The following is a 19864-nucleotide window of genomic DNA, read 5'->3' on the forward strand; positions in this document are numbered from 1 at the left end:
TCCATGAAGACCGCCACACAACCCCAGGGCTGCACCAACTTCAAGTTGCGGCAGCTGATGCGACAGGTCGCACGGCTGTACGACGCGGAGCTGGCGCTGGCCGGCCTCAAGACCACCCAGTACTCGCTGCTCAGCCACGTGCTGTACCTGGGCCCGCTGCGGCCCGTGGACCTGGCGCAGGCCATGGGGCTCACGCCGTCCACGCTCACGCGCAACATGCAGCCGCTGATGGCGGCCGGCTGGATCGAGCTGGGCGAGGGCCCCGACGCGCGCAGCCGCCTGGTGCACCTCACGCCCGCGGGCCGCGACAAGCGCACCGAGGCGCAGCGGCGCTGGAAGGCCGCGCAGCTGCAGCTCAACGCCCGCTTGGGCGACGAACGCGTGGCGGCCCTGCATCAACTGATCGACGAAAGCCTGGCCCTGCTGGGCCCGCAGGAACAGGACTTGGAAGACGGCGATGAATGAGCCCACGAAAACACCCGCCGCCGGCACGGCCGAGAAGCTGATCAAGTCGCCCGCCCTCTGGCTGGTGCTGCTGGCCGCGGCCGGCACCTTCGCGCTGACCATGGGCGTGCGCCAGACCATGGGCCTGTTCCTGTCGGCGCTCAACACCTCGACCGGGCTGGGCGTGGGCAGCATCAGCCTGGCCTTCGCCTTCGGCCAGCTCTGGTGGGGGCTCACGCAGCCCTTCGCGGGCGCGGTGGCCGACCGCATCGGCGCCGGCCGCACCATCTTCATCGGCGTGCTGCTGGTGGCGCTGGGCACCATCGTCACGCCCTTCATGAGCAGCACGGCGGGCCTGATCCTGGCCATCGGCGTGCTGGCGGCGGGCGGCGCGGGCATGGCCGGCCCCTCGGTCATGATGGCCGCGACCATGCGCCTGGTGCCGGTCGAGCGGCGCGGCCTGGCCACGGGCGTGGTCAACGCGGGCGGCTCCTTCGGCCAGTTCGCGATGGCGCCCATCGCCGTCGGCCTGACCGCGGCCTGGGGCTGGGCCGGCGCCATGCAGGGCCTGGGCTGGCTGGTGCTGCTGGCGCTGCCGGCGGCCTGGGTGCTGCGCGGCAATGCGCGGGCGCTGGCGGCGCAGGCTGCCGCGGCCAGCGGCACGAAGGCGCTGAGCGCGCGCGAAGCCATCTCGCAGGCCCTGGCGCTGCCCAGCTACCGCTACCTGGCGCTGGGCTTCCTGGTGTGCGGCTTCCACGTCGCCTTCCTGGCCACGCACCTGCCGGGCGTCATCGCGGCCTGCGGGCTGCCGGCCGAGGTGGGCGGCTGGGCGCTGGCCGTGATCGGCCTGTTCAACATCGTGGGCAGCATCGCCATGGGCTGGGCCGTGGGCCGCTGGCGCATGAAGTCGCTGCTGTCGCTGGTCTACGCCACGCGCGCCGTCGCGGTGCTGGTCTTCCTGCTGGCGCCCAAGACCACGGCCGTGATGCTGGTCTTCGCGGCCGTGATGGGGGTGAGCTTCCTGTCCACCGTGCCGCCGACGGCGGGGCTGGTGGCCAAGATGTTCGGCCCGGCCAACATGGCCATGCTCTTCGGCATCGTGATGCTGTCGCACCAGATCGGCGGCTTCCTGGGCGCCTTCCTCGGCGGCTATATCTTCCAGGTCACGGGCAGCTACGACTGGGTCTGGTACATCGACATCCTGCTCGCCGTGGGCGCGGCGCTGGTGCACCTGCCGATCCGCGAGGCGCCGGTGCGCACTGCGGCGGCAAGCGCCTGAGCCAGGAGGCGAGCCGATGTCCGCGACTGCAAGCCCCCTTGATCCGCGCACGCGCCTGCTGCTGGAGGCGCCGATCCTGCCCACGCTGCTGCGCCTGGCCGGGCCCAACGTGGTGGTGATGGTGGCGCAGGCCGCCGCCGGCCTGATCGAAACCTGGTTCGTCGGCAAGCTGGGCACCGACGCGCTGGCCGGGATGGCGCTGGTCTTTCCCATCGTCATGCTCATGCAGATGATCTCGGGCGGCGCCATCGGCGGTGGCATCGCCTCGGCCATCGCGCGCGCGCTGGGCGCGGGCCGCCGGGCCGACGCGCAGGCGCTGGTGTGGCACGCGGTGGTCATCGCGCTGGGCTGCGGCGTGGCTTTCACGGCCGCGCTGTGGCTGGGCGGGCGCTGGCTCTACAGCCAGATGGGCGGCACCGGCGCGTCGCTGGCGGCGGCGCTGACCTATTCGCATTGGGTGTTCGCGGGCGCGGTGCTGGTGTGGCTGTTCAACGCGCTGGCGGCGGTGATTCGCGGCACGGGCAACATGGCGGTGCCGGCCAACGTGACGGTCATCGGCACGGTGGCGCTGGTGCCGCTGTCGCCGCTGCTGATCTTCGGCTGGGGCCCGGTGCCGGCGCTGGGCATCGCGGGCGGCGCGTTGGCGCTGGTGCTGTACTACGCGGGCGGCACGCTGGCGCTGTGGGCGTACCTGCGTTCGCCGCGCAGCCTGCTGCGGCCCACGCGCGAGACGCTGCACCTGCACCGCCCGCTGTTCGCCGACATCCTGCGCGTGGGGCTGGTCGGCGCCGTGTCCACGGTCGCCACCAACCTCAGCATCGCGATCGCGACCGGCCTCACGGGCCAGTTCGGGCCTGGCGCCATCGCGGGCTACGGCACGGCGTCGCGGCTCGAATACCTGCTGGTGCCGCTGGTCTTCGGCCTCGGCGCGCCGCTGATCGCGATGGTGGGCACCTGCATGGGCGCGGGCCTGCATGAACGCGCACTGCGCATCACCTGGGCCGGCGCGGCCGTGGCCTTCACGCTGACCGAGGCCATCGGGCTGGCGGCAGCGCTGTTCCCGCGGCAGTGGCTGCTGCTCTTCGGCCATGACGCGGCCATGCTGCAGGCCGGCACGCAGTACCTGCGGGTGGTGGGGCCGCTGTACGGCTTCTTCGGGCTGGGCTTGGTGCTGTACTTCGCGTCACAGGGCGCGGGGCGGCTGCTGTGGCCCGTGCTGGGCAACCTGGCGCGGCTGGCCGTGGCGGCCGTCGGCGGCTGGCTGGCGCTGCGCTGGGGCGGCGAACTGGTCCACGTGTTCTGGGCCCAGGGGGCGGCGCTGGCGGTGTATGGCGTGGTCATCAGCGCTGCCATCGCGGGCGGCGCCTGGTTCGGCCCGCTGGGCCGGCCGCGCGGCCCGCGCGCGCTGGCGGCGCGTTTGCAGAAGGCCTGAACCGGCCGGCGCCTGCGGACGCCCGCGGCGCCTCAGTAGCGGTACGGGTTGTTCGGACGGCGGTCGTAGCGGTTGGGCACGCCGTCGCGGTCGTTGTCGTACCAGCCATGGCGCTGCTGGGCGCGCCAGGCCTGGCGCTGCTGCCACTGCAGATGGCGCTGGTACTCGCGCTGTGCGTGGCGATAGGCGCGGGCGCGTGGGTCTGCGTAGGAAGGGTGGTAGCCCGGATGGCCGTGGTAGCCATGGCGGCGGTCGTGGTCGGCATGGGCCGGCGCGGCGAGCGTCGTCAAGGACACCAGCGTGGCCGACAGCAAGGCGGCGAAGGTCAGCTTCTTCATGGCGAGGCTCCTGATGGATCGATGCCTCCACTGTCGCGAGCCTCTGTAAACGCGCCGTCAAGCAGGCGCGAATTCGCATGAAGAGTTGTGGAAGGCCGTGTGCGCCGGTGCGCGCCCCCGGCCCCCTGCACTGTTGCGCGGGCGGGCCTTTGACGGCTTCAGCGGCCTGCCGGTGCAGGCAGCAGCCGGCGAAGGGCCTCGAAGAACAGGTCCGACTGCTCGCGCTCGCCCTGGATCTGCGCCGCCACATGCGCCGCGAGCTTCGCATCCACGGGCTTGAGCGGACGGCCCGTGCTCTGGGCCAGCACCTGGTGCAGGCAGGCGCGCTCCAGGTAGTACAGGTCGTCGTAGGCATGGGCGATGGTGTGGCCGGTCACGATCACGCCGTGGTTGGCCAGGAAGGCCACGTCCTTGTTGGCGTTCTCGCCCATCATGGTGCGCGCGATGCGCTCGCCCTCGGCGTCGTCCAGCGCCAGGCCGTTGTAGGTGGCGTCGATGGCGATGCGGCCCATGTAGCGCATCGCGTTCTGGCTCAGCGTCGGGTCCAGCGCCACGTCGCCGGTCAGCGTGAGCGCGGTGGCATAGGGCATGTGGCAGTGCAGCACCACCGCGCGCTGCGTCAGGCGGTGCACGGCGCCGTGGATGAACAGGGCCGTGGGCTCCACGCGGTGCCGGCCCGCCACCACCTTGCCGCGCACGTCGATCAGCACGATGTCGTCCGGGCCCACCTCGCACCAGTGCAGGCCGCGCGGGTTGATCAGATAGAGATCTTCGCGCCCCGGGAGCATGACGCTGAAATGGTTGCACACGCCTTCCTCGAGCCGGTGGTGCGCGGCGGCGCGCAACGCCAGGGCCAGGTCCTCGCGCAACTGGCGTACCACGGGGCTGGCATAGAGCGCATCGGCACTTTCGCTGGCTTGGGAGGGGAGGGCGGCGTTCATGAGGGCGTCCTGTGTGTTCTGGGAAAAAAGGTTGGGGGCTGATTCAGCCTGTGCAAGCCTGCCGCCAGGCAGCGACGAAGCGCAATGCGTCGGCATGCACCTGCGCGGCGGGCTTGCCCGGCTTGTAGAGGGCCGAGCCGATGCCGAAGCCGGCGGCGCCCGCGGCACGCCAGTTGGCCATGTTCTCGGGGGCGATGCCGCCCACGGGCATCAGCGGCGTTCCTGCCGGCAACACCGCCAGCAGCGCCTTGACCACCGCCGGCGAGGCCAGTTCGGCCGGGAAGAGCTTGAGCCCGGTCGCGCCCGCGGCGAGCGCGCCGAAGGCTTCGGTGGGCGTCATCACGCCGGGCAGGCTGACCAGGCCCAGGTGCGCGCTTTCGCGCACCACGGCGGCCTCGAAGTTGGGCGACACGATCAACTGGCCGCCCGCGCCGTGCACGGCCTGCACCTCGTCGGCGCCCAGCACCGTGCCGGCGCCGACCAGCGCCTGCGCACAGCGCGCGCGCAGCGCCTCGATGCTGCGCAGCGGCTCGGGCGAGTTGAGCGGCACTTCGATGAGCTGGAAGCCGGCGTCGACCAGGGCGGCGCCCACGTCGGGCGCCTCGGCGGGCGTGAGGCCGCGCAGGATCGCGATCAGCGGCAGGTCGCGCATCGCGGCGGAGAAGGCGGTGTGGACAGGGGAGGTCATGCGGCGAAAGCAGGTGCAGCCCGGCGGGCCGAATGCAGAGCGTGCGCGCCGGCCCAGGTGGCTTCGGCGCCCAGCACGCGCGTGGGGATGTGCCATGCCTGCAGCGCGAGGGCATAGCGCTGCGTGAGCGCGGCACCGCCCACCAGCACCACGGTGTCCTCGGTGTTCAGCGTTTGCGCGTTCAGCTCCTCGCCGATCAGCAGCCCCGACAGGTAGCTGGCCAGCGATCCTTCGGCCATCTGGTGGAACAGCGCCAGCGTGCGCGCGCCGAAGGCATGGTGCAGCAGGCCGCCTGCGTGTGCGCGCACACGCTGCACGCCCTGCAGGAAGGCGGCTTCGTCGAGTGGCGCCTCGGCCTGGAGCGTGCGGGCCAGGATCGAGTGCTGCGCCAGCAGCGCGTAGAACTCGCCCGTCATGAAGGTGTGGAAGCCCCGCACCCGGCCGTCTTGCACGCGCACCCACTTGTTGTGCGTGCCGGGCAGCACGAACAGGCCGCTGTGCTGGCCCGTGAGCGCCATGGCGCCGAAGATCTGCACTTCCTCGCCGCGCATCACATCGGGCACGCCGTCGTGCGTGTCCGACAGGCCGGGCACCAGGGCGATGCGGCCCGGTTCGATGGCGAGGATGTGCTGCGCCACGTCCGCCGCATCGGCCGGGCAGGCGCAGTAGGGCGCCTCGACCCAGCCCTGGCGGCTGCCCGCCATGCCCGAGATCAGGCAGTGGGCGCCGGGCTCGCGCATCCAGTCGCCGAAGAGCTCGTCGAACACGGCCGGAAAGCCGCCGGCCGGCACCGTGAGGATGCCGCGCGGCGCGCTGCGCTCCTCGCGCACCTGGCCGGTGGCTTCGTCGATGCGCGCCCCGCGCAGGGAGCTGGTGCCCCAGTCAACGGCAACAAGGGTCATGAAATCGGTCGGTACGAATGCGAAAGCGCACCGCCCGGGCGCGCGATGCGTGGGAAGGCGACGGCGGCGCCCCGCACGGCGGCTCAGTGATTGTCACGCGGCACGAAGGCCCCGCGCTTGCCCTTCAGGAATGCAAGGTCCGCGCCTTCGTCGGCCTGCAGCACCGTGTCGACGTAGAGCTTCCAGTAGCCCGATTCGAGCGGCGGCTTCGGCGGCGTCCAGGCCGCGCGGCGGCGCGCCAGTTCCTCGTCGCTCACATACAGGTGCAGGCGGCGGTTCGGCACGTCCAGCTCCACGAGGTCGCCGTTGCGCACCAGCGCCAGCGGCCCGCCGGCCGCCGCTTCGGGCGCGGTGTGCAGCACCACCGTGCCATAGGCCGTGCCGCTCATGCGCGCGTCGCTGATGCGCACCATGTCCGTGATGCCCTTGCGCAGCACCTTGGGCGGCAGGGGCATGTTGCCCACCTCGGCCATGCCGGGGTAGCCCTTGGGGCCGCAGTTCTTGAGCACCAGCACGCAGTGTTCGTCCACGTCCAGGTCCTCGTCGTCGATGCGGGCGTGGAAGTCCTCGATGTCCTCGAAGACCACGGCGCGGCCCGTGTGGACCATGAGCGCGGGCGTGGCCGCGCTGGGCTTGATGACGGCGCCGCGCGGCGCCAGGTTGCCGCGCAGCACGGCGATGCCAGCCTTGTCCTTGAAGGGCGCATCGAAGGTCTTGATCACGCGCGGGTCGTGGTTCTGCGCGTCGGCGATGTTCTCGGCCACCGTCTTGCCGCTGGCCGTGACGATGCCGGTGTGCAGCAGGTGCTGGATCTCCTTCATCACCACGGGCAGGCCGCCCGCGTAGCAGAAGTCTTCCATCAGGTGCTGCCCCGAAGGCTGCAGGTTCACCAGGCAGGGCATCTCGCTGGCCAGGCGGTCGAAGTCCTCCAACTGCAGCGGCACGCCCAGGCGGCCCGCGATGGCCGTGAGGTGGATCACCGCGTTGGTGGAGCCGCCGATGGCCGCCAGCGTGCGGATCGCGTTCTCGAAGGCCTCGCGCGTGAGGATCTGCGAAATCCGGATGTCCTGCTTGACCATCTCGACGATGCGCCGGCCCGCCATGCGCGCCAGCACGTTGCGCCGCCCGTCGACGGCCGGGTAGGCCGCGTTGCCCGGCAGGCCGATGCCCAGCGCCTCGACCATGCTGGCCATGGTGCTGGCGGTGCCCATGGTCATGCAGTGGCCGTGGCTGCGGTGCATGCAGCTCTCGGCCTCGAAGAAGTCCTGCAGCTTGAGCGTGCCGGCGCGCACCTGCTCGCTCATGCTCCACACGCCGGTGCCGCTGCCCAGCTCCTGCCCGCGCCACTTGCCGTTGAGCATGGGCCCGCCGGAAACGCCGATGGTCGGCAGGTCGGCGCTGGACGCGCCCATCAGCAGCGAGGGCGTGGTCTTGTCGCAGCCCATGAGCAGCACCACGCCGTCGACCGGGTTGCCGCGGATGCTCTCTTCCACGTCCATGCTCGCGAGGTTGCGGTACAGCATGGCGGTGGGGCGCAGCAGCGTCTCGCCCAGGCTCATGACCGGGAACTCGAGCGGGAAGCCACCGGCCTCGTACACGCCGATCTTCACCTGCTCGGCCAGCGTGCGGAAGTGACTGTTGCAGGGCGTCAGCTCGCTGAAGGTGTTGCAGATGCCGATGACCGGCCGGCCGTCGAACTGGTCGTGCGGCACGCCCTTGCCCTTGACCCAGCTGCGGTAGGCAAAGCCGTCCCGGTCCTGGCGGCCGAACCACTGCTGGCTGCGCAGCGCGCGCGGCTTCGCATCCTGCGCGGTGCCGCCTTTCCCATCCTTGTCTCTTGCATCATCGTGCTGGTTCATTGGGGAAATTCCTCGGTTGTCAAACATATTATGGTCATACGATTGAAACCGATTTCTCAGTGCAAACCATGACCATCCGCAACGTCCACGGCAGCACGGTCGACCGCATCGGCGGCGACATCGTCGCGGGGCGTTATGCGCCCGGCAGCAGCATCCCGCCCGAGCCTCTGCTGTGCGAAGAACTGGGCGTGAGCCGCACCGTGGTGCGCGAGGCCGTGAAATCGCTGATCGCCAAGGGCCTGATCAGCAGCGGGCCCAAGGTGGGCACGCGCGTGCTGCCGCCCGACCAGTGGAACTGGTTCGATGCCGACGTGATCGTGTGGCAGACGCGCGTGGGCCTGTCGCCCGACTTCCTGCGCGACCTGCAGGACCTGCGCCGCGCCGTGGAGCCGGCCGCCGTGCGGCTGGCGGCCGAGCGCGCCACGGACGAGGACATCGCCGGCATGGAGGCCGCCTATGCGCTCATGAAGGACGCCATCGAGTTCGGCGGCGACTACGTCACGCCCGACCTGCGCTTCCACCAGGGCCTGATCGCGGCCAGCCACAACCGCATGCTGGTGCAGATGAGCCGCGCGCTGGCCGCGCTGCTGCGCACCAGTTTCGAGATTTCCACGCGCCGCAAGGGCGGGCCGGCGGGCTCGCTGCCGCTGCACCGTGCCGTGCTCGACGCCGTGATCGCGCGCAAGCCCGACCGCGCCGAGAAGGCCATCCGCGTGCTGATCGACGGCGCGCGCGAGGACATCGACACCGTGCTGGCCTCGGGCAAGCGCCTGCCGCAGATCCACGCGCCACCCCGGCGCATCCGCGCGGTGGCCTGAGCCCACCGTCGACCGAGCCCGCGCGCAGACGCGGCCCCCGCACAAGAGCAAGGAGACAGGACAACGATGAAACGTGCCATCGACGCATTCTTCCGGTTGCTGGAGTTCCTGGTCGTGGTCTGCATGGCCGCCATGGTCGTCATGGTCTTCGGCAACGTGGTGCTGCGCTACGGCTTCAACTCGGGCATCACGGTGTCCGACGAGATGTCGCGCTACTGCTTCATCTGGCTCACCTACATCGGCGCCATGGTGGCCATGCGCGACGGCGCGCACCTGGGCGTGGACACGCTGATCCGCCGCCTGCCGCGGTTGGGCCGCAAGCTCTGCTTCGCCGTCAACCAGCTGCTCATGCTGTTTTGCAACGTGCTCTTCTTCATGGGCACCTTCGAGATGCACGAGCTACAGCGCACCAACATCTCGCCCGTGGTCGGCATCTCGATGATCTGGGTCTACGGCATCGGCTACATCGTGGCCGTGGTGATGGGGCTCATGAACCTGCACCGCCTGTGGCTGCTGTTCACGAACCGGCTCAGCGACGAACAGCTGGTGCAGGTGATGGAATCCGAGGACAACGCGCCCGAGGAAGCGGGCACCGTGGCCACGCCGGGGAGTGCACGATGACCGTCACGATCTTCGTCGTCTCGCTGCTGGCCGCCATGGCCATCGGCATGCCCATCGCCTATGCGCTGCTGGTGTGCGGGGTGTCGCTGATGGGCTGGCTCGCCTTCACCGGCGTGCTGCCGGCCTTCGACAGCCAGATCATCGCGCAGCGCTTCGTCGACGGCGCCGACAACTTCCCGCTGCTGGCCGTGCCCTTCTTCCTCCTGGCCGGCGAGTTCATGAACGCGGGCGGCCTGTCGCGGCGCATCGTCGAGATGGCCGTGGCCTGGGTGGGCCACTTCCGCGGCGGCCTGGGCTACGTGGCCGTGGTGGCGGCCATCATCATGGCGGCCATCTCCGGGTCGGCCGTGGCCGACACGGCCGCGCTGGCCGCGCTCATGATCCCGATGATGAACCGTGCGGGCTACGACACCAAGCGCTCGGCGGGCCTGATCGCGGCCGGCGGCATCATCGCGCCGGTGATCCCGCCCTCCATCGGGCTCATCGTGTTCGGCGTGGCGGCCAACGTCTCGATCACCAAGCTCTTCCTGGCCGGCATCGTGCCCGGCATCCTGATGGGCCTGGCCATCGGCATCACCTGGTGGATCGTGGCCCGACGCGACAAGGTGCCGCCCGCGCCGCGGGTGGCCTGGGGCGAGCGCCTGCGCGTCACCGGCCGCGGCAGCCTGGCGCTGTTCCTGCCGGTGCTGATCATCGGCGGCATGAAGATGGGCCTGTTCACCCCCACCGAGGCCGCCGTGGTCGCCGCCGTCTATGCGCTGGTGGTGGGCATGTTCGTCTACGGCGAGCTCAAGGTGTCGATGCTCTACCGCCTCACGCTGGCGGCGGGCAAGACCACGGCCGTGGTCATGTTCCTGGTCGCGGCGGCCATGGTCAGCGCCTGGCTCATCACGGTGGCCGACATCCCGGGCGAGGTGGCCAGGATGCTCGAGCCCTTCATGGACAACCGCATGCTGCTGATGTTCGTGATCATGGTGCTCATCGTGATCGTGGGCACCGCGCTGGACTTCACGCCCACGGTGCTGATCCTCACGCCGGTGCTGATGCCGGTGGTGCTCAAGGCGGGCATCGACCCGGTCTACTTCGGCGTGATGTTCATCATCAACAACGCCATCGGCCTGATCACGCCGCCGGTGGGCACGGTGCTCAACGTGGTGTGCGGCGTCTCGCGCATCACGATGGACGATGCCTTCAAGGGCGTGATGCCCTTCTTCATCGCGCACCTGCTCGTTCTGTTCCTGATGGTCCTGTTCCCGCAGATCGTGACCGTTCCGCTCTCGTGGTGGATGGCGCGGTAGTTCCCACCCCCGCAAGCAAGGAGACAAGAGATGTTGAACCGCAGAACCTTCACGGCCGCCGTGGCCGGCTCGGGCCTCGCGCTGGGCATGCCCGCACTGGCCCAGTTCAGCGAACGGACGATCAAGTTCACCAACGGCGTGAACGAGGACCACCCGGTCGGCGTCGGCGTCAAGAAGATGCAGGAGATCCTGGCCGCCAAGACCGGCGGCAAGATGAAGATCGCGGCCTTCTGGGGCGGCGCGGCGGGCGGCGACCTGCAGGCCACCCAGGCGCTGCGCGCGGGCACGCAGGAGATGGTGTGCACCTCCAGCTCGCCGCTGGTGGGCATCGTCAAGGAACTGGGCGTGTTCGACCTGCCTTTCCTCTTCAACAACGAGAAGGAAGCCGACGCCGTGCTCGACGGCCCGGCGGGCGAGTACTTCAACAAGAAGCTCGAAGCCGCGGGCCTGATCAACCTGGCCTACTGGGAGAACGGCTTTCGCAACCTCACCAACAGCAAGCGCCCCATCAACAAGGTGGAGGACTTCGAGGGCGTGAAGGTGCGGGTGATGCAGAACAACATCTTCCTGGACTCCTTCAAGACCCTGGGCACGAACGCCGTGCCGATGGCCTTCGGCGAGGTGTTCACCGCGCTGGAGACGCGCACCATCGACGGCCAGGAGAACCCCTTCGTGACCATCGAGACCTCCAAGTTCTTCGAGGTGCAGAAGTACCTGAGCGTGACGCGCCATGCCTACACGCCCTTCCTGGTGCTCTACAGCAAGAAGCTGTGGGACGGCCTCAAGCCCGAGGAGCAGGCCGTGCTGCGCGAAGCGGCCAAGGAAGGCCAGAAGGTGCAGCGCCAGGCCAACCGCGACCTCAATGCGAGGTCGCTGGAAACACTGAAGAAGTCGCTGCAGGTCAACGAGATCAGCCCGGCCGAGCAGAAGCGCATGCTGGACAGGGTCAAGCCGGTGTACGACAAGAACGTGGCCACCATCGGCGCCGAGGCGGTGAAGGTGGTGATGGACGAGCTCAAGAAGGTGCGCGGCGGCTGAGCGGCTGCGGCGCCCCGGGCCGCATCTTCGGATGCGGCCTTTTTTCTTGTCCCCGAGCACGAGTGCCCCATGAAGATCACGCAAGTCGAAACCATCCGCCTCGGCGAGTTCCCGAACATCCTGTGGGTACGCCTGCACACCGACGAAGGGCTGGTCGGGCTGGGCGAAACCTTCATGGGTGCTGCCGCCGTGGAGGCCTACCTGCACGAGTGGGCCGCGCCCAAGCTGCTGGGCGCCGACCCGCTGGCCATCGAGGCGCGCAACCGCGACCTGACCGGCTACCTGGGCTGGCGCGGCTCGGGCGTGGAAACGCGCGGCAATTCGGCCGTGGACATCGCGCTGTGGGACCTGTTCGGCAAGGCGGCCGGCATGCCGGTGCACACGGCGCTGGGCGGCAGGAGCCGCGACGCCATCCGCATCTACAACACCTGCGCGGGCTACCAGTACGTGCGCAGCACGGCCAACCAGAGCACGTCGAACTGGGGGCTGGGCAACCACGCCGGTCCCTACGAAGACCTGCAGGGCTTCCTGCACCATGCCGACGAGCTGGCCGAGTCGCTGCTCTGCGAAGGCGTGACGGCCATGAAGATCTGGCCCTTCGACCCGGCGGCCGAGAAGAGCCACGGCCAGTACATCAGCCCCGAAGACCTGGACCTGGCGCTGGAACCTTTTCGCAAGATCCGCAAGGCCGTGGGTAACAAGATGGACATCATGGTCGAGTTCCACAGCCTGTGGCGCCTGCCCATGGCGCAGAAGATCGCGCGCGCCCTGCAGGAGTTCGACACCTTCTGGCACGAGGACGCGATCCGCATGGACAGCCTGGACCTGCTCAAGCAATACGCGGTCGACTGCAAGGCGCTGGTCTGCGCGAGCGAGACGCTGAGCTACAAGTGGGGCTTCAAGGACTACCTGCAGACCGGCGTGGCGGGCGTCGCCATGCTGGACCTGAGCTGGTGCGGCGGCCTCACCGAGGCGCGCAAGATCGCCGCCATGGCCGATGCCTGGCAGCTGCCCGTGGCGCCGCACGACTGCACCGGCCCCGTGGTGTGGGCCGCCTCCACGCACCTGAGCCTGCACGCGCCCAATGCGCTGATCCAGGAGAGCGTGCGGGCCTTCTACACGGGCTGGTACAAGGAACTGGTGACCGAGCTGCCGATCGTGGAGCGGGGCATGATCCGTGTGAACGACAAGCCGGGCCTAGGGCTGGAGCTGCTGCCCGATCTGCACAAGCGCAAGGATGCGGTGGTGCGGGTGTCGACGCCGTCTTGAGGTGGTGGTTCCCCGGGTGGGGGCCGCACGGCGCGTGCCGCCGGCCCGTGCGCCCAACGCCAGCGGCCTTCGCTGGCGCTCCGGCTCCCCTGCGGTGCTCGGCCACCGGGCGCATCGCGTAACTCGCTGCGTTCACTTCGTTCACTGCGCTCGGACAGACGCGATGAGTCAGATCACGAAGGGCACGCGACTTCGCGTGCCCACGCCCGGCGGCCTGCGCGCCTCGGCGCTGCCGATGGGCGCGCGGGCCGGCGGCACGCGCCGTGCTCCGCGGCTGTGCGGGTGTCGCTCGTGTCGCTCGGCCAGCGAGCGTGAGCGAAGCCCTCAGGGCCTCCGAGGAACTGGCTCTGCCAGGCCTTTGGGTGCACCTCGCTCCCGCAGGAGAGGGGGAACCGCGAAGCCGCGCGATGAGTGTCAGCCCATCCTCACCCGCAACAACGCCCGCACCAGCCCATGGTCCGTGCGCGTGCGGTCGCGGCCTTCGTGCAGGTGGTCGTTGAAATAGTCGACGCGGCGCACGTCGCCGATGGCGCGGCGCGAGCCGACGGCGAATTCCTCGCTCACGAAGATCTGGTCCAGCACTTCGGGGTGGCCCTGGTGGATGTGGGAGTAGGCCACGTCCTTCTTGAGCGCCGACTCGCCCTGCATCTCGTACGCGTTGAACAGCGCCACGTCGCGCGCGGCCTTGTCGTAGAAGGCGTCCGAGGTGGCGGCCACCAGCTGCGTGGTCACGCTGTGCGGGTGGTCGTTGAAATCGCCCATCACCACCAGCGGCACCCGGTTCTCGTGGAGCAGGTCGATCACGATGCAGCGCAGGGCCGCCGCCTCGGCGGCGCGCATGAGCAGTGAACGCAACGAGGCCCGTGCCGCGATCTTGGGGTCGTCCCGGTTCTCCAGCGGCTGGCCCGCGGCGTCGATCAGGAACTTGGGCCGCTTGGATTTGAGGTGCACCGTCAGCACGTTCACGGCCTGGCCGTGCTTCATGCGCAGCTGTGCGAGCAGGGGCGGGCGCTCGAAGCGCACGTGGCGGCCCAGCTCGGGCACGTCGACCGAGATGTCCTCGGGGAAGTCGACAAAGGAGCGCAGCGCTTCGACCTTGAGCCGCGTGACGATGCCCACGCGCGGCGTGCCCTGGGCGCCCTGCGCGGGCGGCGTGCTTTCGGCGCCGGGCACGGCCACGCTGTCATAACGCAGGCCGCTGGCGGCGATCGCCTCCTTCAGGGCCGTGTCGTCCCACACCTCCTGCACCGCCAGCACGTCGGCGTTGAGCATGCGCACGCGCTCGCCGAGCCAGCCGACCTTGCGCTGGTACTCGCGCGCGTCGTAGGGCTCCTGGTTGGCGTAGAACAGGCGCTGCGGCCGCGCCAGGTTCAGCGCATTGCAGGTGGCGACGAAGAGGGTGGCGTAGTTGGGCGGGATCTCTTGCATGGCCCCCATTGTGGCCATGCGCCCGGCCGCCCGCCGGACGGGCCAGCACAAAGGGCGCCTTGCGGCGCCCCGGTGGGTGGTGCAGCCGGGCCTGGCAAAGACCCGGTGCCGCATGGCTTCGGTGGCTCAGTAGCCGCCGCGACGGCCGCCGCCGTAGCCACCGCCGCTGCGGCGACCGCCGCCACTGCGGTTGCCGCCACCGCCGCCGTAGCCGCCCCCGCCGCTGCGGCGGCCGCGCCCGCCGAAGCTGTCGACACTGGTGCGCAGCGGGTCGGGCTGGCCGGCGCCGCCGAAGCCTTCCGTCTCGGCGCGGCGATGGGCCAGCGCGTCGGCATGCGAGGGGCTGGCCGTGTTGCCGAAGTGCTTGGGCTGGCGCTCGGGGCGCTCGCGGTCTTCGTACAGCGCATGCGGGCCGGCATGCTGCGGGTTGTTGTGATGCCGTTTGGGGCCGTTGCTGTTCTGGCGCGGCGGCTGGCCGCCCTGCGCGCTGCGCGGGCCCTTGTTGCCGCCCCCATTGGCGTTGCCGCGGCCCTGGCCCTGGCCACCCGAGGCGCCCTGCGGCTTCTTGCCGGCGCCGCCGCGCTCGCCCTGGGCGGCCTTGTTGTCGCGGATGCGCTGCATCATCTCCTGGCGCGCGGCCTTGGCCGCGGCGGCCATCACTTCGCGGCTCGGCGGGCGGCCGGCGCCGCCCCACAGGGTCTGGCGGCCCATGGCGATGGGCTCGGCGATCTCGCCTTCGTCGGGGCCGAAGCCCTCGATCACCTGCACCGGGATCTGCTGCTTGGTGAAGCGCTCGATCTCCTGCATGAAGCCTTCCTCGTCCAGGCAGACCAGGCTCACGGCCTGGCCCTCGCGGCCGGCGCGGCCCGTGCGGCCGATGCGGTGCACGTAGTCTTCGCTGACGTTCGGGATCTCGTAGTTCACCACGTGCGGCAGGTCGTCGATGTCGATGCCGCGCGCGGCGATGTCGGTGGCCACCAGGGCGCGGATCTCACCGCTCTTGAAGCCGGCCAGCGCCTGCGTGCGGGCGCTCTGGCTCTTGTTGCCGTGCAGCGCCATGGCCGTGATGCCGTTCTTTTCCAGGAACTCGGCCACGTGGTTGGCGCCGAACTTGGTGCGCGTGAACACCAGCACCTGGCTCCAGTTGTGCTCGTTGATGATGTGCGCGAGCAGCTGCTTCTTCTTGGCCCGGCCCACCGGGTGGATCACCTGCGTGATGCGCTGCACCGTGGTGTTGCGCGGCGTGACCTGGATGTTCTGCGGGTTGCGCAGCAGGCCGTTGGCCAGCTCGCGGATCTCGTCGCTGAAGGTGGCCGAGAACAGCAGGCTCTGCTTGTCCTTGGGCAGCAGCGCCAGGATCTTCTTCACGTCGTGGATGAAGCCCATGTCCAGCATGCGGTCGGCTTCGTCCAGCACGAGGATCTCGACCGTGGACAGGTCCAGGTGGCCCTGCTGCTGCAGGTCCAGCAGGCGGCCCGGGGTGGCCACGAGGATGTCCACGCCGCGCTTGATGCGGTCGATCTGCGGGTTCATGCCCACGCCGCCGAAGATGACGGTGGACGTGAGCGGCAGGTACTTGCCGTAGCTGCGCACGGACTCTTCGACCTGCGCGGCCAGCTCGCGCGTGGGCGTCAGCACCAGGGCGGCGATGCCGTCCTTGCCGAACTTGTTGGTCTTGCCTTCGCCCTTGGACAGCTTGTGCAGCAGGGGCAGCGTGAAGGCGGCGGTCTTGCCGGTGCCGGTCTGGGCGCCGGCCAGGAGGTCATGGCCTTCCAGGACGGCGGGGATGGCCTGGGCCTGGATCGGGGTCGGGGTTTCGTAGCCCTGCTCGCGCACGGCCTTGAGGATGGCCGGGGCCAGCTTCAGTTCGTCGAAGTTCATTGATTCCAAAGAGCGCCATGCACGGCGCGGTGTTCTTCTTGGGTGTCTGCCCGCCGTGGGATGCCCGTGCTTGTGGTTCGGGACGTCAGGGCCAGTCGAGGGCAGATCGGTTGGAGGCGGGAGCCTGGAAGCTCAGAAGTTCCGTCGTCCCCGGCAGAAAGCCGTGTTGCGGGTGACCGGGCCCGGCAACAACGCGATTGTCGCACGAGTTGGCCCCAAGCTCGCGCCGGCCGCGCGGCTTTGCGCACGGCGGGCGGGGCCATCGGGCACAAGCGGGGATAATCCATGCTTTTGCGCGCGGCCCGCCCGCGGCCCGGCATCCTTGCGGGTGCCTGCGCGCCCTCCCGCTTCGAGAACCTCCAGAACGCCATGGCCCAGTACGTCTACACCATGAACCGCGTCTCCAAGACCGTGCCGCCCAAGCGGCAGATCTTGAAAGACATCTCGCTGTCCTTCTTCCCGGGCGCCAAGATCGGCGTGCTCGGCCTCAACGGCTCGGGCAAGTCCTCGCTGCTCAAGATCATGGCCGGCGTGGACAAGGAGTTCGAGGGCGAGGCCATCCCGATGGCCGGCCTGTCCATCGGCTACCTGCAGCAGGAGCCGCAGCTGAACCCCGAGAACACCGTCCGCGAGGAAATCGACGAGGCGATGGGCGAGGTCAACGACGCCAAGAAGCGCCTCGAGGAAATCTACGCCGCCTACGCCGAGCCCGATGCCGACTTCGACGCCCTGGCTGCCGAACAGGGCCAGCTCGAGGCCGTGATCGCCGCCGCCGGCACCGACTCGGAGCACCAGATCGAGATCGCCGCCGACGCGCTGCGCCTGCCCCCGTGGGACGCCAAGATCGGCCTGCTCTCGGGCGGCGAGAAGCGCCGCGTGGCGCTGTGCAAGCTGCTGCTGTCCAAGCCCGACATGCTGCTGCTCGACGAACCCACCAACCACCTGGACGCCGAATCGGTGGAGTGGCTGGAAATCTTCCTGCAGCGCTTCACCGGCACCGTGGTGGCCATCACCCACGACCGCTACTTCCTGGACAACGCGGCCGAGTGGATTCTCGAACTCGACCGCGGCCGCGGCATTCCCTACAAGGGCAACTACACCGAGTGGCTGCTGCAGAAGCAGAACCGCCTGGAGCAGGAGCAAAAGGGCGAGGAAGCTCGCGCCAAGGCCCTGAAGAAGGAACTGGAGTGGGTGCGCCAGAACGCCAAGGGCCGCCAGGCCAAGAGCAAGGCGCGCATTGCCCGCTTCGAGGAGCTGAGCGACTACGAATACCAGCAGCGCAACGAGACGCAGGAAATCTTCATTCCCGTGGCGGATCGCTTGGGCAGCCAGGTAATCGAGTTCAAGGGCGTCAGCAAGAGCTTCGGCGACCGCGTGCTGATCGACAACCTGTCGATGAACATTCCGGCCGGCGCCATCGTCGGCATCATCGGCCCCAACGGCGCCGGCAAGTCGACGCTGTTCAAGCTGATCGCGGGCCGCGAACAGCCCGATTCGGGCGAGGTCGTGATCGGCCAGACCGTGAAGATGGCTTACGTGGACCAGTCGCGCGATGCGCTGGCCGACGACAAGACCGTGTGGGAAGACATTTCGGGCGGCCTGGACATCATCAACGTCGGCAAGTTCCAGATGGCCTCGCGCGCCTACGCGGGCCGCTTCAACTTCAACGGCCAGGACCAGCAGAAGAAGGTCGGCAACCTGTCGGGCGGTGAGCGCGGCCGGCTGCACCTGGCCAAGACGCTGATCCAGGGCGGCAACGTGCTGCTGCTGGACGAACCGTCCAACGACCTGGACGTGGAAACCCTGCGCGCGCTGGAAGACGCGCTGCTGGAATACGCGGGCACCGTGCTGGTCATCAGCCACGACCGCTGGTTCCTGGACCGCATTGCCACCCACATCCTGGCCGCTGAAGGCGATTCGCAATGGGTCTTCTTCGACGGCAACTACCAGGAGTACGAGGCCGACAAGAAGAAGCGCCTGGGCGAGGAGGGCGCCAAGCCCAAGCGCGTGCGCTTCAAGGCGCTCAAGTAAGCCGCGATGCGACCGGTCCCTGCGGGGCCGGCCTGCCGCCCTCCAGGAGCCCGCCGGTGCCGCCGTCGGGCTCCTTGTGTTTGACGAAGCCGCAGCGCCCGCCGTGAGCGGGCGCAGGAGACCGACGATGCGTCGATTGGCCCGCCCCGAAGACATCACGAAAGTCCACGCGATCCACAGCCACCCGCAGGTCTCGCCCTTCCTGACCTACGAGCCCATGTCGCTGCAGGACTTCGGGCCGGTCTACGACGAACTGCTGGCCAGCGGCGCCTTCTATGTCTGGACGGTGGGCGGCCAGGTGGCGGGCTTTTACCGCATCACGCGTTACCCGGGCCGCGCGAACCATGTGGCGCTGCTGCGCACGCTGGCGGTCGATCCCGAGGCGCAAGGCCACGGCGTGGCCCGTGCCATGGTGCAGGACGCCCTGCTGCACCTGCGCGCCGATGGCATCCGCCGTGTCGAGCTCTATGCCGAAGCCGACAACGCGCGCGCCCTGCGCTTCTACGAGAAGATGGGCTTCGTGCGAGAGGGGCTGCTGCGCGGCTTCTACCGCCGCGCGCACGAAGACCACGACGTCGATGAAGTCGTGATGGGCCTGCTGCTGGAAAGCTGAACCGCGCGCAGCGCGCCCGCAGGACGCCGCCCGCGCGGGCGGCATGCCGCGCGCATTCAGCGCGGCCCGCGGAACAGCTCCAGGATCAGCGCCCGCGCCCAGCGCAGCAGCGGGTCGTTCTCGTAGCGCGGGCTCCAGTGCAGCGACACGGTGAAGCGCTGCGCGGGCAGCGCCGCATCGACGACGCGGTAGCCGCCCCGGCTGGCGAAGCCGCTCGCGATCTCCAGCGGCATCAGCACGCCCAGGTCGGTCTGGCGCACGATCGACGGCACGGCCAGGAAGTGCGCGGCCGTGAGCCGCACGCGCGACTCCAGCCGCAGCATGCGCAGGATGCGCAGCGTCTGCGCGTGCGAACGCACGGCCACGTATTCCAGCTGCGCCAGTTCCTCGAGCCGCAGGGCGCGGCGCCGCCGCCGCGCGAGCAGCGGATGCCCTTCGCGCAGCAGCACCCCATAGCGGTCGTCCAGCACCTCGGCATGCTGCGTGCCCTGCACCGAAGGCAGGAAGCCCAGCGCGAAGTCGAGCGCCCCGCTGTCCAGTGCCAGCGCGATCTGCTCGTGCGGCCAGGGCATGGTCTCGGCGCGCACGCCGGGCGCGCGCGCATGCAGCGCGGCCATGAGCTGCGGCAGGAAGCGCGCCTCGCCAATGTCGCTCAGGTGCAGGCGCAGGGTGGCCTGGGCGGTGGCGGCCTCGAAGCTGTCGTCGACATGCAGCACGGCCTGCACCGTGGCCAGCGCCGACTGCACGCCCTGCGCCATGCGCTGCGCGCGCGGCGTGGGCGCGACGCCGCCGCCCGCGCGCACGAAGAGCGGGTCCTTGAGCAGCAGGCGCAGCCGCGTCAGCGCCTGGCTGGTGGCCGGCTGCGCCATGCCCAGCAGGGCCGCGGCGCGGCTCACGCTGCCGGCGCGGTAGATGGCGTCGAACACGCGCAGCAGGTTCAGGTCGAGGTCGTTGACGTGCATGGATCGAAGGGGCGGCTGGCTG

18 protein-coding genes are annotated in these 19864 nt (G+C 69.8%); 10 read left to right on the forward strand and 8 right to left on the reverse strand.

Features of this window, described 5'->3' with window-relative positions:
• Positions 1–3: 3 nt before the first annotated feature.
• Genes LG388_RS04860 through LG388_RS04870 form a run of 3 tightly spaced genes read left to right on the forward strand, consistent with a single transcriptional unit; the run spans position 4 to position 3155 of the window.
• Positions 4–465, forward strand: coding sequence for a MarR family winged helix-turn-helix transcriptional regulator (locus tag LG388_RS04860; protein ID WP_225781687.1), 462 nt, complete (start codon positions 4–6; stop codon positions 463–465).
• Positions 458–1723, forward strand: a complete 1266-nt coding sequence (locus LG388_RS04865) for an MFS transporter (RefSeq protein ID WP_225781688.1) — start codon at positions 458–460, stop codon at positions 1721–1723. Before LG388_RS04860 ends, LG388_RS04865 begins: the two co-directional genes overlap by 8 nt.
• 16 nt (positions 1724–1739) lie before the next feature.
• Complete coding sequence (locus LG388_RS04870) at positions 1740–3155, forward strand: MATE family efflux transporter (RefSeq protein WP_225781689.1); 1416 nt, start codon at positions 1740–1742, stop codon at positions 3153–3155.
• Between the two features lie 32 nt (positions 3156–3187).
• Here the strand turns inward: LG388_RS04870 and LG388_RS04875 are convergent, their stop codons facing one another.
• The 5 genes from LG388_RS04875 to LG388_RS04895 all read right to left on the reverse strand — a co-directional run bounded on the left by LG388_RS04875 (position 3188) and on the right by LG388_RS04895 (position 7883).
• Positions 3188–3493: a hypothetical protein gene (locus tag LG388_RS04875; RefSeq protein ID WP_225781690.1), complete on the reverse strand. Its 306-nt coding sequence runs from the start codon at positions 3491–3493 to the stop codon at positions 3188–3190.
• Positions 3494–3651: 158 nt separating this feature from the next.
• Positions 3652–4434 (reverse strand): aldolase, encoded by a 783-nt coding sequence (locus LG388_RS04880; protein ID WP_225781691.1) that lies wholly within the window; start codon positions 4432–4434, stop codon positions 3652–3654.
• Positions 4435–4477: 43 nt separating this feature from the next.
• On the reverse strand, positions 4478–5122 hold the full coding sequence (locus LG388_RS04885; protein WP_225781692.1) for a 2-dehydro-3-deoxy-6-phosphogalactonate aldolase: 645 nt from the start codon (positions 5120–5122) through the stop codon (positions 4478–4480).
• Positions 5119–6024, reverse strand: a complete 906-nt coding sequence (locus tag LG388_RS04890) for a 2-dehydro-3-deoxygalactonokinase (RefSeq protein ID WP_225781693.1) — start codon at positions 6022–6024, stop codon at positions 5119–5121. Before LG388_RS04890 ends, LG388_RS04885 begins: the two co-directional genes overlap by 4 nt.
• A gap of 83 nt (positions 6025–6107) precedes the next feature.
• The gene (locus LG388_RS04895) at positions 6108–7883 is read right to left on the reverse strand and encodes an IlvD/Edd family dehydratase (protein ID WP_225781694.1); all 1776 of its coding nucleotides are present in this window, start codon (positions 7881–7883) and stop codon (positions 6108–6110) included.
• Positions 7884–7951: 68 nt separating this feature from the next.
• On the opposite strand from LG388_RS04895, the gene LG388_RS04900 reads away from it, so the two are divergent.
• The 5 genes from LG388_RS04900 (at position 7952) to LG388_RS04920 (ending at position 12927) form a co-directional block, all read left to right on the forward strand.
• Positions 7952–8701 carry a FadR/GntR family transcriptional regulator gene (locus LG388_RS04900; RefSeq protein ID WP_225781695.1) on the forward strand — a complete coding sequence of 250 codons (750 nt, stop codon included), beginning with the start codon at positions 7952–7954 and terminating at the stop codon, positions 8699–8701.
• A 66-nt stretch (positions 8702–8767) separates the two neighbouring features.
• A complete protein-coding gene (locus tag LG388_RS04905; RefSeq protein WP_225781696.1) occupies positions 8768–9322 on the forward strand; it encodes a TRAP transporter small permease in 555 nt (184 codons plus the stop codon).
• On the forward strand, positions 9319–10620 hold the full coding sequence (locus tag LG388_RS04910; protein ID WP_225781697.1) for a TRAP transporter large permease subunit: 1302 nt from the start codon (positions 9319–9321) through the stop codon (positions 10618–10620). The genes LG388_RS04905 and LG388_RS04910 overlap by 4 nt, the downstream gene beginning before the upstream one ends.
• Before the next feature lie 30 nt (positions 10621–10650).
• On the forward strand, positions 10651–11658 hold the full coding sequence (locus LG388_RS04915; RefSeq protein ID WP_225781698.1) for a TRAP transporter substrate-binding protein: 1008 nt from the start codon (positions 10651–10653) through the stop codon (positions 11656–11658).
• Between the two features lie 69 nt (positions 11659–11727).
• Entirely contained in the window at positions 11728–12927 is a 1200-nt protein-coding gene (locus LG388_RS04920) for a mandelate racemase/muconate lactonizing enzyme family protein (RefSeq protein ID WP_225781699.1), read from the forward strand.
• A 414-nt stretch (positions 12928–13341) separates the two neighbouring features.
• Here the strand turns inward: LG388_RS04920 and LG388_RS04925 are convergent, their stop codons facing one another.
• Both LG388_RS04925 and LG388_RS04930 read right to left on the reverse strand, forming a co-directional pair.
• Positions 13342–14355: an endonuclease/exonuclease/phosphatase family protein gene (locus tag LG388_RS04925; RefSeq protein ID WP_225781700.1), complete on the reverse strand. Its 1014-nt coding sequence runs from the start codon at positions 14353–14355 to the stop codon at positions 13342–13344.
• A gap of 126 nt (positions 14356–14481) precedes the next feature.
• Positions 14482–16236, reverse strand: a complete 1755-nt coding sequence (locus LG388_RS04930; protein ID WP_225781701.1) for a DEAD/DEAH box helicase — start codon at positions 16234–16236, stop codon at positions 14482–14484.
• Between the two features lie 369 nt (positions 16237–16605).
• Between LG388_RS04930 and ettA the strand changes: the two genes are divergently transcribed.
• Together ettA and LG388_RS04940 are read left to right on the forward strand one after the other, a co-directional pair.
• A complete protein-coding gene (gene ettA, locus LG388_RS04935; RefSeq protein WP_225781702.1) occupies positions 16606–18267 on the forward strand; it encodes an energy-dependent translational throttle protein EttA in 1662 nt (553 codons plus the stop codon).
• A 127-nt stretch (positions 18268–18394) separates the two neighbouring features.
• Entirely contained in the window at positions 18395–18880 is a 486-nt protein-coding gene (locus LG388_RS04940; protein WP_225781703.1) for a GNAT family N-acetyltransferase, read from the forward strand.
• 56 nt (positions 18881–18936) lie between these two features.
• Here the strand turns inward: LG388_RS04940 and LG388_RS04945 are convergent, their stop codons facing one another.
• Positions 18937–19842: a LysR substrate-binding domain-containing protein gene (locus LG388_RS04945; protein WP_225781704.1), complete on the reverse strand. Its 906-nt coding sequence runs from the start codon at positions 19840–19842 to the stop codon at positions 18937–18939.
• Positions 19843–19864: the final 22 nt, after the last annotated feature.

It is taken from the genome of Xenophilus sp. Marseille-Q4582 (assembly GCF_916700565.1).
Classification (GTDB): Bacteria; Pseudomonadota; Gammaproteobacteria; order Burkholderiales; family Burkholderiaceae_C; genus Xenophilus.

Bases quoted from the DNA above. Each gene is read 5' to 3' on its own strand.
- LG388_RS04890 (WP_225781693.1), bottom strand. From the start codon at position 6,024: ATGACCCTTGTTGCCGTTGACTGGGGCACCAGCTCCCTGCGCGGGGCG.
- LG388_RS04865 (WP_225781688.1), top strand. From the start codon at position 458: ATGAATGAGCCCACGAAAACACCCGCCGCCGGCACGGCCGAGAAGCTG.
- LG388_RS04905 (WP_225781696.1), top strand. From the start codon at position 8,768: ATGAAACGTGCCATCGACGCATTCTTCCGGTTGCTGGAGTTCCTGGTC.
- LG388_RS04900 (WP_225781695.1), top strand. From the start codon at position 7,952: ATGACCATCCGCAACGTCCACGGCAGCACGGTCGACCGCATCGGCGGC.
- LG388_RS04870 (WP_225781689.1), top strand. From the start codon at position 1,740: ATGTCCGCGACTGCAAGCCCCCTTGATCCGCGCACGCGCCTGCTGCTG.
- LG388_RS04895 (WP_225781694.1), bottom strand. From the start codon at position 7,883: ATGAACCAGCACGATGATGCAAGAGACAAGGATGGGAAAGGCGGCACC.
- LG388_RS04880 (WP_225781691.1), bottom strand. From the start codon at position 4,434: ATGAACGCCGCCCTCCCCTCCCAAGCCAGCGAAAGTGCCGATGCGCTC.
- LG388_RS04940 (WP_225781703.1), top strand. From the start codon at position 18,395: ATGCGTCGATTGGCCCGCCCCGAAGACATCACGAAAGTCCACGCGATC.
- LG388_RS04915 (WP_225781698.1), top strand. From the start codon at position 10,651: ATGTTGAACCGCAGAACCTTCACGGCCGCCGTGGCCGGCTCGGGCCTC.
- LG388_RS04860 (WP_225781687.1), top strand. From the start codon at position 4: ATGAAGACCGCCACACAACCCCAGGGCTGCACCAACTTCAAGTTGCGG.
- LG388_RS04930 (WP_225781701.1), bottom strand. From the start codon at position 16,236: ATGAACTTCGACGAACTGAAGCTGGCCCCGGCCATCCTCAAGGCCGTG.
- LG388_RS04945 (WP_225781704.1), bottom strand. From the start codon at position 19,842: ATGCACGTCAACGACCTCGACCTGAACCTGCTGCGCGTGTTCGACGCC.
- LG388_RS04885 (WP_225781692.1), bottom strand. From the start codon at position 5,122: ATGACCTCCCCTGTCCACACCGCCTTCTCCGCCGCGATGCGCGACCTG.
- LG388_RS04875 (WP_225781690.1), bottom strand. From the start codon at position 3,493: ATGAAGAAGCTGACCTTCGCCGCCTTGCTGTCGGCCACGCTGGTGTCC.
- LG388_RS04920 (WP_225781699.1), top strand. From the start codon at position 11,728: ATGAAGATCACGCAAGTCGAAACCATCCGCCTCGGCGAGTTCCCGAAC.
- LG388_RS04925 (WP_225781700.1), bottom strand. From the start codon at position 14,355: ATGCAAGAGATCCCGCCCAACTACGCCACCCTCTTCGTCGCCACCTGC.
- LG388_RS04910 (WP_225781697.1), top strand. From the start codon at position 9,319: ATGACCGTCACGATCTTCGTCGTCTCGCTGCTGGCCGCCATGGCCATC.
- ettA (WP_225781702.1), top strand. From the start codon at position 16,606: ATGGCCCAGTACGTCTACACCATGAACCGCGTCTCCAAGACCGTGCCG.